The organism is Allorhodopirellula heiligendammensis, assembly GCF_007860105.1.
In the GTDB taxonomy this organism is placed as follows: domain Bacteria; phylum Planctomycetota; class Planctomycetia; order Pirellulales; family Pirellulaceae; genus Rhodopirellula; species Rhodopirellula heiligendammensis.
On record NZ_SJPU01000001.1, the window covers coordinates 517699 to 530524 of the forward strand.

The 12826-nt window shown below is 53.7% G+C and carries 10 protein-coding genes and 6 tRNA genes; 14 read left to right on the forward strand and 2 right to left on the reverse strand.

Going from position 1 to position 12826, the window contains the following annotated elements; all coding sequences use genetic code 11:
* Positions 1-22 precede the first annotated feature (22 nt).
* Together Poly21_RS01980 and Poly21_RS01985 are read right to left on the reverse strand one after the other, a co-directional pair.
* Entirely contained in the window at positions 23-583 is a 561-nt protein-coding gene (locus Poly21_RS01980) for a GNAT family N-acetyltransferase (RefSeq protein WP_146405358.1), read from the reverse strand.
* Positions 580-972, reverse strand: a complete 393-nt coding sequence (locus tag Poly21_RS01985) for a CoA-binding protein (protein WP_146405359.1) — start codon at positions 970-972, stop codon at positions 580-582. Before Poly21_RS01985 ends, Poly21_RS01980 begins: the two co-directional genes overlap by 4 nt.
* 87 nt (positions 973-1059) lie before the next feature.
* Here Poly21_RS01985 and Poly21_RS01990 point away from each other — a divergent pair, with 87 nt between their 5' ends.
* From Poly21_RS01990 to Poly21_RS02035, 14 genes are all read left to right on the forward strand, one after another.
* Positions 1060-1518 (forward strand): DUF1569 domain-containing protein, encoded by a 459-nt coding sequence (locus Poly21_RS01990; protein WP_146405360.1) that lies wholly within the window; start codon positions 1060-1062, stop codon positions 1516-1518.
* Positions 1519-1674: 156 nt separating this feature from the next.
* Entirely contained in the window at positions 1675-1818 is a 144-nt protein-coding gene (locus tag Poly21_RS26930; protein ID WP_302117245.1) for a hypothetical protein, read from the forward strand.
* Positions 1819-1995: 177 nt separating this feature from the next.
* Positions 1996-2066, forward strand: a tRNA-Ala gene (locus tag Poly21_RS01995).
* A 5-nt stretch (positions 2067-2071) separates the two neighbouring features.
* A tRNA-Leu gene (locus Poly21_RS02000) sits at positions 2072-2145 on the forward strand.
* 96 nt (positions 2146-2241) lie between these two features.
* Positions 2242-2313, forward strand: a tRNA-Arg gene (locus Poly21_RS02005).
* Between the two features lie 138 nt (positions 2314-2451).
* Positions 2452-2523 (forward strand) — tRNA-Arg (locus Poly21_RS26935).
* 8 nt (positions 2524-2531) lie between these two features.
* Positions 2532-2604 (forward strand) — tRNA-Arg (locus Poly21_RS26940).
* A 137-nt stretch (positions 2605-2741) separates the two neighbouring features.
* On the forward strand, positions 2742-2939 hold the full coding sequence (locus Poly21_RS02010; protein ID WP_146405361.1) for an SEC-C metal-binding domain-containing protein: 198 nt from the start codon (positions 2742-2744) through the stop codon (positions 2937-2939).
* A 75-nt stretch (positions 2940-3014) separates the two neighbouring features.
* A tRNA-Cys gene (locus tag Poly21_RS26945) sits at positions 3015-3085 on the forward strand.
* A 539-nt stretch (positions 3086-3624) separates the two neighbouring features.
* Complete coding sequence (locus Poly21_RS02015; RefSeq protein ID WP_146405362.1) at positions 3625-4203, forward strand: hypothetical protein; 579 nt, start codon at positions 3625-3627, stop codon at positions 4201-4203.
* A gap of 195 nt (positions 4204-4398) precedes the next feature.
* Positions 4399-5688, forward strand: a complete 1290-nt coding sequence (locus Poly21_RS02020) for a DUF2130 domain-containing protein (protein ID WP_302117250.1) — start codon at positions 4399-4401, stop codon at positions 5686-5688.
* Between the two features lie 194 nt (positions 5689-5882).
* On the forward strand, positions 5883-11717 hold the full coding sequence (proA, locus tag Poly21_RS02025; protein ID WP_146405364.1) for an anti-phage protein ProA: 5835 nt from the start codon (positions 5883-5885) through the stop codon (positions 11715-11717).
* Between the two features lie 62 nt (positions 11718-11779).
* A complete protein-coding gene (locus Poly21_RS02030; protein WP_146405365.1) occupies positions 11780-12151 on the forward strand; it encodes a hypothetical protein in 372 nt (123 codons plus the stop codon).
* Positions 12152-12188: 37 nt separating this feature from the next.
* Positions 12189-12821, forward strand: coding sequence for an SGNH/GDSL hydrolase family protein (locus Poly21_RS02035; protein WP_146405366.1), 633 nt, complete (start codon positions 12189-12191; stop codon positions 12819-12821).
* Positions 12822-12826 lie beyond the last annotated feature (5 nt).

A 12826-nucleotide genomic window follows, 5' to 3' on the forward strand; every position in this document is an offset into this window, starting at 1 on the left:
GGAGGAAAAAACAGACGCCCGATCACTCAATCCAGTATTTCGGATGGTCCAAGGCTTTTGAGCAGCGAACGGTTCCCCCGCAATTTTCGATCGTTCCGGGCGTCAGCTCCGTCACCATCCACGCGTCTGCGTTTTGAGGTGCGATTGGGTAAGCTGCTTGGACACCCTGGACACCTGCGGGCAGGAACCCGAATCGGGAATAGTAGTCGGGATAGCCCAGAACGAAGACGAGGTCGACGCCAGATTCCTCCAACAGGCGTAACCCGGTTTCGATCAAACGACCGCCAATCCCCTGACGTTGTCGATTTTGCACAATCGCCAGCGGTGCGAGAATCCTTGCACTGACTTGGCCATGCTCCGGTTCGATACTCGCGGACGTAAAGAGTAGGTGCCCAACAACTTCGCCGTCCGTTTCAGCGATGAGCGATAGCATCGGCTCGCCGGAATCGTCATCGAGCATCTCATCGACGAGCTTGGCGATCACTTCTCCATCGCCCGCGCCAAAGGCATTCATGTGGATCGCTAGAATCGAATCGCGATCCTGCTCCATGGCGTTGCGAATCTTCACTTCGGCTTGCGTCACGACTGGCGGGCCAATAGCACGAGAATGCAACTGCCGTCGTCGATGACGTTGATGCCGGCTTCACGTGCCGATTCACTGGCCTGCTCGTGTTCCGCCCCTGGCTGCATCCAGATGTGCTTCACGCCGGCTGCGATCGCATCGGCAATGACTTGACGTGTGACTTCTGGTGGCGTGATGATCGACAGTGCTTCGGGGACGATGGGAAGATCAGCGATTTTCGGATATGCCTTGTGGCCTTCGATTTCTTCCGTGATCGGGTTCAGCGGATACGTCTCGCGGCCGGCGGCAAGGAGGGCCTTGAAGACCTTGTAACCGTACTTGTGTGTGCGGGCCGAGGCGCCGGCGACGGCGTAGGTTTTCGCGGCGAGAAACTTTTCGATTGAGTTCATAACGAGTTTCGAATCGAGGGTTGGCTCTGCATCAACAAAGCTTGCAACTACGGTTTCAACAATGCTCTATCGCGTTAAACTAACCGCATGGAACAACTGCGTGAACTACACTTCGATGATCTGAACGCGGCGGTTGACGAGGCGAGGTCTCTTCTGAGGAGCGGCTACAACCGCAGTGGCAATTGGTCGCTCGGGCAAATCTGCCGCCATCTGGTACTCGTGCAAGATCCGAGCGTAGATGGTTATCCGAAGTGGATGTCGCTGTTTGCGTTTTTGCGCCCTGTGATGCGACGGATTCTCTTGCCGAAAGTTCTTAGCGGTGATTCACCTCGCGGAATTCGTACAGCTTCGATGTTCGTTCCGCCGGCGGAACTGGATGACGTTCGAGAAGTTGAGGCTTTTGCTGCGAGCGTGGCTCGGTTCTACGCTCACTTTGGTGCCTATGCTCCGCATCCAGCGTTTGGGCGATTACCGCGTGAGAGGATTGAGCAAATTCACTCAGCACATGCAGCTCATCACTTGCGTTTCCTAGCACCTCGCGACTGATGTTTTTTCGCGTCCAATGAGTACTTTCGAGCCTGAGCGGTGTTTCATGTTCGTGCGAGGCATCGTCGGCCAAAATGTTTTTTGCGGAAGCTGACATTTTTGGCGAACCAGCTGGCCACGAGAGAGTCTATTTCTCCGAACACACAAGTCACATTCATGGACAAGCGAGTAACGAGCTTTCTGATGTTTTTACAATTGAATATTCAATCCAGTCGACTCGAACAGATACACGAAGGCAATGCGTTCGGCGGGCAACCGTTGAATATTAATAATGCCCCGGCGTATCCGCGTCTGATGTGACACTCGCTTTCATTAGCGAACGACTTCTTCATGAAGGCTCGGTGTCACGCAGACACCTGAGCCTTTTTTCGTGTCTGCATTGCAGCGGGCAACCCCACAACGAACCCAATTTGGGCTGGTAGCCACGGTAGTGAACCATTTTCACTATTCACCCTTCACTCTTTTAACTTCATTCATGGGGCGCTCGTCCAACGGGAAGACGTCTGCTTTGCAAGCAGAAAATCGGGGTTCGATTCCCCGGTGCTCCACTGACGGCTCGGTAGGCAATTGGCAGACCACCTTGGCTTAGAACCAGGGATGCTGTGGGATCGAGTCCCACCTGAGCTACTGACAACGGCGCGGTACGCAAACCGGCAAAGCGGCGAATTTCAAACGGTCGTGATTTTTAAGGTTCGACTCCCTCACCTTCCGCTTGTTTGAAATGGCTCGATGGTGAAACGGACATCATCTCTGGCTTCTAACCAGAAGTTCCGGGTTCGATTCCTGGTCGGGCTACTGATGCGACAACGCCAGCCGACGTGGCTCGATGTAGAAAGGCACCGCTCTTGGCTGTAATCCTTTTTGGGCGTGCCCCATGCTGGTGCGAACCCAGTCGTCGGCTCTTGTGACTATGAATGAAGAAAACAACCAAATGACTCGCGGGTGTGCTGGACAGCATGGCAGTCTTCGAAACTGTCGGACCAGGTTCGATTCCTGGGCGGGTTACTCAAAATGTTCTCGGAGTGTGCCGGAATAGCACGCGACTTTGCGAAGGTCGTAGACCAGGTTCGATTCCTGGCGAGAGCACTGACTGATCGACTGCAGACTCGGATTACATCTTGAAAATGTGAACCATCTGAGTTGTACCTTCGCCGATTGGTCTTTACCCACATCAACACCTTCACACTCAAACCGGAGCAGAACGATGCGATACGAACATCTGTATGACGACGACAACGCCCAATGCTTTCGAGCCGATGAGCAAACGTCGTAAAGGCTACCCGTCGGAAACGAAAGTCAAACGCGGAGTCCGAATCATCCAAGGCAAGCAACTCAAGGAAAAGCTCGGTCGCAACGACCTATGCCCATGTGGCAGCGGTCAGCGATTCAAACGCTGCTGCCTACGATCGGGGCGTCTGTGATGGCGTCAATCGCGACGACTACTTTTAGGGACGACGACTGAAAGAACACGCTCGCGGCAAACCCGCGAGCGACAAAACGCTGGAGCCAGATGGCTAGGCGGCCGGCTGCAACCCGGTTTAAGTGGGTTCGACTCCCACCAGCGTTTCTTGATCGACCAACTGACGAATCGGAATACATCTTTGCAAAAGAACCGTCTGATTCAAAACCTTCGTTGGCCGATCACAACAAAAGGTTCAACTGCCTGCTGGGAATACATGAGGAGCCTAAGGTAGCGATGTCGGGCGACCGGCTAGTGAACGGCGCCGGAGTCTCTTGTAGACGAAGGGGCCAGTCAACGATCAGCAACCGCTGAAACGGACGTTCTTACCCTCTCAACAACAACTTCGTTGGACTTTTACAAAACATGGCGACTGCCGGCTTGGAATCCATCCACCAATGATTGCGTCCAGTGAGTCTGGAGATCGTGAAAACACGATCGGTAGGTTCGATTCCTACACGTTAGTGATCTGAGTCATTACCTCGTCGCCATTAACAAAACACGACTGACTGCCGATTTGGAGTACATGGGCTTCTGTGGCCTACGGGCCTTGCGGGTTCGAGTCCCGCCAGCGATCGCAAGATTGTTGTGGTGGAATTGGAAGACACGCAGGATAGATTCTCTGGTCAAAACTTCGTCAGTCGTTTTTGATCCAGCTACTCGCCGAGTTTGACCACCTGATTGATCTACACGAGACTGCGTCATGGCAGGAGACGAAAGAGCGAGTTTTTACCAAGATCGCGACTACCAATCTTCGACGCGCAAGATCAGACTTGGCTGCCCCTATCAAGGCGGCAACCACAGACCGAGTCTGGGCAGTGATCTCAAAATTTGCGGTTGAGCTGATTTGTTGTACGACGGAAGGCTTGGATTTCAAAAAAGAGATATTCTCCGAGAAGGTCCGACTGGACCTCGAACGCATGGGAGAAAAGCCATGCCGTAAAACAGCCCATCTTCAGATCTACCACGAGATGGGAGATGACAAAGAGGTAATCGAAGTCCTTTTTCTACTGCGAAATCATGGCGCACATGGAGAAGATCCCAAACGCAAACAAGATTGGACGCGAATCGAGAGATTCGTGGCCGCGATACTTGGAAAGCGGTATGGAAAGAATTCGCGGCACAAGAAGCCACTCCAACTGACGGAGTATGAAGGCAGCGAAGTGAAGCTCAAGATCCTGCAACAACTCTGCGATGCAATTGGGAAGCTGAATACGTCGCGTTGACGACGCATGTTGCAACACGTTGTTTGATTAATCCAAACCCGAACCCGTGAGCGAGGGGTCTTTTGGAGCCAGCGGACAATCCGACACTTTCGCTTTCGGGTTGCGGGAAACCGACTGCCTTTTCCGGACGGATTTCCATTATGCCCGTTACTGGTTGACATGAACACTTCATCTCATTCAAACGGAAAAAGAATTTTGAATAACAGCCTCGCTTGCCCCAACTGCAATCACGAGATCGAACTCACCGAATTGATGCGGACGCAGGTCGCCTCTCAGATCCGTGGCGAACTGGATGTCGAAACTACGAAACTTCGGCGACAACTCGAAGATCAGCAGAACGAGGTTGCCCTGCAGCGTGAGTCGCTGGAGAAACAGCGAGACACGCTGGCTGAACAGATCCGTCAGCGTGTCGACGAGCAGCGACTCTCGTTGCTGGCCGAGGCAAATCAAAAGGCTGCTGCGGCCGTCGCGGTCGAGATGGCTGATCGCGACGCACAACTGAAGGAGCTGGCAGAAACCCTCAACACTGCTCGTACGAACGAGTTAGAGCTGCGTAAACAACAGCGCCAGCTTCAGTCGGAAAAGGAAGCGTTGACGCTGGAAGTAGCTCGCCAATTGGATGCCGAGCGAAACAAAATCGTTGAAGAGACCAAGTTGCAATCGGACGAAGAGCATCAGCTGAAGCAAGCCGAGAAAGACAAAACGATTTCAGAGATGGCAGTAAAACTGAAGGAACTGCAACGCAAAACCGAGCAGGGATCACAGCAACTTCAAGGTGAAGTTCAGGAACTCGCGCTGGAGGATCTGTTGCGTACGTTGTTTCCGGTGGATTCGATTGATCCGGTTGCAAAGGGCGTTCATGGCGGCGACGCAACTCAAAGGGTCTACGATACAAGTGGCTTGTGCTGCGGCGAGATGCTTTGGGAGTCAAAACGCACCAAGAATTGGAGCAATGCTTGGCTTGCCAAAGCACGTGACGACCAACGGGCAGCACGTGCAGGATGCGTCGTGATCGTCACTGAGGTTTTACCGCCGGGCATCCGCAGCTTCGGCTTGATCGACGGAGTTTGGGTTTGCAATTGGTCCTCCGTTGCCGGACTCGCTACCGCGCTCCGTGTTGGGCTCGTTGAGCTCGGAAAGAGCAAGCTGGCTGTACAAGGGCAAAACGAGAAGATGGAGCTTGTCTACAACTACCTAGCAGGACGAGAGTTCCAGCAACGCGTGGAGGGTGTGGTCGAGGCGTTCGTGACCATGCAGACCGACTTGGAATCTGAACGGCGATCCATGCAACGGATTTGGTCGAAGCGTGAAAAGCAACTGCAAAGGGCGTTGCTGAACACTGCCGGACTCTATGGCGATCTGCAAGGCATCATCGGTACGTCGATGCCGACGATCGAAGGACTTGCAGCTCCGGCTATCGAGTACTCGGAGGTTTCGGTTCATCAGGCCAGTGCCAAGCCGCTGACCAATCCGCCGTTGGTGTAAGACAGGCTACGAACTGGACTTAAAGGTGGAGGAATTGTCCGTCGCGCCAACACTGAAAAGTCATCCTGATCGCTACCTTCGATCTTTTTGGATTGCCGTTCCCGATTTGACGGCTCTGGTGTGGTGTTGATCGTGTCCCGGCAACCTATACTCGCAGCTTGTGAATAACGAAAACCAGGGCCAGAAATAATACTATGACCGACCAACTGAACCCGGAAATGCTGGGAACCATTTCCATTCATCCGGACATCGCTGATTGCTTGAACTACGCGTCCTGGCAGAATTCTGTCCCGCTGCTGAAATCGCTGCATGTTCAAAACGACACCGGTGAAGCGATTCAAAATTTGCGGTTGTCGGTCGCGTCTTCGCCAGCGTTTATTCGGCCCAAACAGTGGGTCTTGGATCGGGTGGATGCGAAATCAGCGAGTTTGCCACGCGATCGTGATTTGCAATTGGACGCTGATTACTTGAACGGACTGAACGAAGCCGAACGCGGCATTCTGACGTTCACCCTCACCTGCGGTGATGCGGTGGTCGCGACGGCCGAGAAAGAACTGCGCGTGCTGGCGAGAGACGAGTGGGGTGGTTTAAATTCGGGTGGCGAGTTGTTGGCCGCGTTCGTGATGCCGAACGATCCGGCGATTGCGAAAGTACTGAAAATCGCGAGCGAAGTGTTGGCGAAGCACGGCCACGACTCGGCATTGGATGGTTACCAAAGCCGTGACCCGCGTCGTGCGTACATGTTGGTCGCGGCGCTGTGGTCCGCCGTGGCTTCACGTTCATTAACCTACGCAAACCCACCATCAAGCTTTGAGTTGGTGGGCCAGAAGACACGTCGGCCGGCCACCGTGCTGGCGGATGGATTGGCAACTTGCTTGGACAGCACATTATTGTTTGCCGCTGCGATCGAAGCCGTTGGACTTAACCCCGTCGTGGTGATGGTCGAAGGCCACTGTTTTGCTGGCGCGTGGCTGGTTCAAAAGACTTTCGGACAAATGATCGAACGAGACAGCAGCGAGATTCGCAAAGCGATCGCGGCAAAAGAACTTATCACGTTTGAGACGACTCTTGTCACGGGGCAGACGCCGGCACGGTTTGAAGACGCGGTGAAAGCCGCCGCTGCATCGACGAGCGAAGCCAAAGAAAACGAATACCAAGCGACGATCGACATTGGCCGGGCGAGGACCGCTCAGATCCGACCACTCGCTTCGCATCAAGCCGCATCGCAATCTACCGACGAGTCGCAAGAAGAGCGGGGGCCGCTTCCGTTGCCAGCAGCACCAGCGATCAATGACATAGAGTTAGAGGAATCCGATGACAAACCTGTGACACCGGAAGGTCGCATCGACCGCTGGCAACGAAAATTGCTGGACCTTTCGCTTCGCAATCGTTTGTTGAACTTCAAGCCGAACAAACAATGCGTTCCCATTCTTTGCCCAGATATTTCACTGCTCGAAGATCGTTTGGCAGCAGGCAAAAAACTACGATTGATCTCACTGCCGCAGCACAATCCGCTTGGTGAACGAGACGCGGAAACGCACCGGCAACGAACTAACCAAGATCTTGATACGGAGTTCGCACGCGGGGCATTAAATGACGATGAAATTTCGTGTGTGCTTTCTGAGCAAGAATTGTCGGGGCGATTAACCACGATCTATCGAAACGTCAAAAATGACCTGGCCGAAGGTGGATCAAACACTTTGTTTCTCGCGGTCGGCTTTTTGAAGTGGAAGCAAAAGCCGGATGACGCCAAATCCTATCGAGCCCCGTTGCTGCTGGTCCCGGTCAAACTGACTCGCAAGAGTGCATTGTCGCCATTCCACCTGACGCTGCATGAGGACGATGTTCGGTTCAACGCAACGCTGATCCAACTGCTCAAAAAGGACTTTGATCGCGACCTGTCCTTCTTTGAGTCGGATCTTCCGTGCGATGAAAGCGGTGTCGATGTCCCGCAAATCCTAGAGAGAATGAGACGTGAGGTCCGCGACATCCCTGGCTTCGAAGTTGTTGACGAATCGGCGATTGGAACGTTTTCGTTTGCAAAATATCTGATGTGGAAAGACCTCGTCGATCGCATCGGCCAATTGAAAGAGAACCGAGTTGTCCGTCACTTGATCGACAATCCAGAAAAACCGTTTGAATCGGCAAGTGGCTCGATTCCGAACCCGCAGCAGATAGACGCCCAATTTGAACCCAAAGATATTTATCACCCACTACCCGCAGATTCCTCTCAGTTAGCAGCCGTCATGGCCGCATCGGAAGGGCAAGATTTTGTGCTGGTCGGGCCGCCAGGGACGGGCAAAAGCCAAACGATTGCGAATATGATTTCGCAGTGCTTGGCGATCGGAAAGACAGTCTTGTTTGTCGCAGAAAAAACGGCGGCCTTGGACGTTGTTTACCGGCGACTAAAAGAACACGGTCTTGGTGATTGCTGTTTGGAACTGCACAGCAATAAAGCCGAGCGTCGAAAGTTCCTCGGTCAGTTAGATTCTGCGTGGCAAAACAATCGACGAGCCAGCCAGAACGACTGGCTCAACATCAGCGAACGACTGAAAATTCGCCGTGACGAATTGAACGCCTACGTGGTTTCGATCCACCGCTCGCATCCCAACGGATGGACCGCCTTTGAAGCAATGGGCACCTGCGTCAAAGGAGGCGACCAGCCCACGCCCCACTTCGAGTGGGCTAGTACCGCCCAGCATGACAGCGATGCCTATCAAAATCTCGCTCGCACCGTCGACAAACTTTCACTCACTTATGGCGAAATTGACCTGACGTTAACGCTGCCGATGGTGAAGCAAACTCAATGGTCCGCCTCGTGGGAACAATCGCTGCTGGCCCAGTGTGGACAGCTGAAAACTGTGGCGACAAACTTTCGCAATGCAATGGGATCATTCGCGAAGGCAATCGGCATCGGTCAGCGGCCGGATTGCTCGATTGCCGAAATGGATGGACTCAATCGGCTCGCCAAGGCATTGATCGATTGCGCTGGCGAGGATGTTCGGATTCTGTTTCACAAGCAGTTTGCAAAATTCCCAGCCGCAAAATCTGAATTAACGCATGCGATCGATGCGTACAACGGCGCGGTGGGAACCATGAACGCCGACTATGCAGATTCGATTGACGCGATTCCGCTAGACGAAATCGATAGCGGTTGGCGGCGGGCGGTTTCGTCTTTCTTTCCGATGTCGTGGTTTGCGAAGCGGAAGATGACTCGCCTATTGCAGACATACGCGTCCAATGGTGTTGCGAATCCGGCTACCGATATTGCGAAAATCCGTAGCATTCGGGAACAATTGGCAACCATTGCGGCCAGTCCGTTGGCGGGCCAAACGTCTCACTGGGATGCGACGAAGACAGACACACGTAAGGTCGCCGTGCAATTGGCCAAAGCTAGCGAACTACGCAGCGCGATCGTCGCGGCAGGTACATTGCTGGGCAGGACGAACGAAATCTCTAAAGCGGTTCACCCACACATCAATGGGAAGAACGTCGAATCGCTGGTTTTTGTTACCGCCGCCGAGTTCCTCAAGGCGACCCAGGCGTTCTCGGTCGGTGCGAAGGCGTTCGCGGAAGTCTCCGGAAAGATGCCGTTGACAACAGAGACTCAGGAGATCATCGAGACCTGCATTGCCACAGCACGCCAGATCGAAACGAATCGAGGCAGCCTGCAGCGATGGACGTCTTGGTGTGAAGTGAAAAAGGCGGCTAAGACCGCTGGACTGAATCAGTTTGTAAAAGAGTTGGAAGCTGGCGGACTCGAAGCAAAAGATTTGGCCGATCGTTTTCGCCTCGCATACGCGCGGTGGTGGATTTGCGGAGTCATTGATCGCGACGATGTGCTTCGTTCGTTCCAACGTTTCAAACACGAGGATGCAATTGTCGATTTCCAATCGCTCGATCAACAGGCTCGCGCGGCAGCGTCATCGCGGGCCAAGCAATCCATTGCTCACAACTTACCTGTCGACGGCATCCCAAAGAAGAGTGAACTCGGTTTACTACGGCACCAAATCGGGTTGACCCGTCCCAGTAAGTCGATTCGTGAAGTGATCGGCTCGATGCCCGAGTCGTTCGGGAAGCTGGCCCCCTGTCTGCTAATGTCACCGCTTTCGATCGCTCAGTACCTGCCCGCAGACCAAGCGTTGTTTGATGTCGTGATCTTTGACGAGGCGTCGCAGATCACGACCTGGGATGCTGTCGGTGCCATTGCTCGCGGTCGCCAAACGATCATCGTTGGCGACCCCAAACAATTGCCACCCACCAATTTCTTTGGTCGCACGGATGACGACGAAACGAATGATGGGATCGAAGATCACGACAAAGACTTGGAAAGCATTCTCGACGAGGCGAAAGCATCTGGTCTGCCGACGTTGCAACTAAATTGGCATTATCGTAGTCGCCATGAATCGTTGATCGCATTTTCAAACTGGAACTACTACGGCAATGAACTCGTGACGTTTCCTGCGGCGGAATCTGAAGACCGCGGTGTGTCGTTCGTCTATCTTCCCGATGCGATCTACGACCGCGGGAAGAGTCGAACGAATCGCAAGGAGGCTGAAGCGATTGTTCGCGATGCAGTCGCACGAATGATACGCAATCTCGAGTTGCCGGAGAAAGAGCGACTGACGTTTGGCGTGATCACATTCAACAGTCAACAGCAGTCGTTGATACAGGATTTGTTCGACCAAGCACAACGTGATTCACCTGAGCTTGATTGGTACTTTGCCGATGAACGCATCGAGCCAACCGTGGTGAAGAACCTGGAGAATGTTCAGGGCGATGAGCGAGACGTTATGTTGTTTTCGATAACGTTCGGAAGGGATATTTCAGGCAAGACCATTCCACTAACTTTCGGGGCATTGAACCGCGACGGAGGTGAGCGGCGCTTAAATGTTGCCATTACTCGAGCACGCCAAGAGCTGATCGTGTTCTCTTCGTTCAAGGCAGATGAGTTGAATGCAGAACGTTCCAAAGCTCGCGGTGTCGGTGATCTGAAAGCTTTTCTCGATTACGCGGAGAATGGTCCCGCAGCTATCGCGGCGAGGAGCGAAGGAAGCGTTGGCGGTTTCGATTCGCCATTTGAGGAAGCCGTGGCCGAAGCTCTGGAATGCAAGGGCTGGCAAGTGGTTCCGCAAGTTGGCGTGTCCGGCTTCCGCGTTGACCTGGGGATCCGACATCCGGACAAACCGGGTGCGTTCCTCGCAGGCGTTGAATGCGATGGAGCAACCTACCACCGCAGTGCCGTTGCCCGCGACCGTGATAAGACGCGGCAAATGGTATTGGAAAATCTCGGCTGGAACATTGTGCGAGTGTGGTCGCCCGACTGGTGGTACGACGCCAAATCAGCCACCGAGCGAATTGACCAACAGCTCACGTTGTTGCTGGAAGATGCAAGAGCTATTCCGCAATCGGTTGAAGTGGATACAGACAAAGCGGGCGATCAAGAACCTGCTCTCAGCATAACTGAAGAGTCAAAATCTCCGATTGAAAATTTCATGCCGGTCTCCACTTCCGAGCCTGATTCGAAGGTCTACTACGCACGGATCACCCTTGCTGATGCGGTCGGCAATCAAGATCGTTTTTATGACTCGTCGTATGATGAGGACCTGAAACGAATGGCGATGGAGGTGCTGCGAAATGAAGCACCGATCCGTGACGACGTGCTCGCCAAACAAGTCGCCCGTGCTCACGGATTTTCTCGAACGCACGCCAATATTCGTTCCCGGATTCTTGAACTGCTCGGCGATGTCGTATCGACGGACGAATCGACCGGCCGATTTCTGTGGGCCAGCGAAGAACCACAGTCAGTAGTGAACTTCCGACCTGCCAAATCAGACGACGATCGACGCAGCGTCGATGAAATCTCGATCGCAGAGTTAACGGGACTTATCCGGCAACGGCGACAACTTCTCGCCGAAGACGATCCAGCAGTTTCTCTCGCTCGAAGCATTGGGCTCGCACGCCTATCACAATCAGCCCGAGAGCGAATTGAAGAGGCGATTCGGTCAACGGACCCAATCGAAGGCTGATCCAGTTAAGTAGGCGTAACCGTTTGCCCAGATGCGAAATGCGGGAAGATGGCGTACCGACCATGAGTTTGAACAAACAACCGCAAATTGACATGTGGTGGGACAACGGTTCGCGAATCGTTGCGTTCCCTCATCGTCCTGGCGAACCGGATCGGGCGACCGGATTGTGCGACAGCGATGACGCGCACAACGACCTCTGTCCGGATGCGGCGATGCAGTTGGGTCTAACTGACTTTGAAGAATACTTCAGCGTGCTACGTGGCTGCGTGCTCTGGTCGCCGACGAAGAAGACCAGCATCATCTATCACGGCAACGCGACCACGCCCCAGCGACTCCAAAAGATGGGCGCTGAGTTCTCGCTCAACGACTGGAAATCGCGTACCGACACCCACTACATGATGGGCGATGCGAACGATGACCTGTTCGAAGATTGATCGAACTCCGTATTCCGCATTCACGATCTACTAAAGCATGAGCACAAGCAAGCACATCTGTCTGTTGGGTGATTCGATCTTTGACAACAAGATCTACGTTCCCGACGGCAACAGCGTCCACGAGCACTTGCTCGCGAATTTGACATCGCCCGACACAGCTTCGCTGATTGCCGTCGACGGGGCTGTTGTTGATTCAGTTTTCAGGCAAATCGAACGAATTCCTGAAGCGGCGACCGACTTGGTGATCAGCGTCGGCGGCAACGACGCTTTGTACTTGCAATCGTCGGTGATGGGAGAAATAAGTGACAGCGTGTACTCGGCGTTGGGGAGAATGAAGGCGGCGATTGCAACGTTCGAGCGTGAGTATCAGCAGGTGATTGGCAAACTGCTTCAGTTCAAACTGCCCCTCACTGTTTGCACGATTTACGACTGTGTGCCGGGACTCGACGATCCCTCGCTAGCCGGCCTAGCGATCATCAATGACATCATCACCCGGACGGCGTTCAAAAATAGCCTCGACCTAATCGACCTGCGTTTGCTCTGCAACGATCCGACGGATTACTCGCCAATCTCACCCATTGAACCATCGCACGAAGGTGGTGCTAAAATCGCAGCGGCGATCGTGCGAGCGGTTACCGGAAATTCAGTGTCGACCAAAGTTTTCTGTTAGGTCCC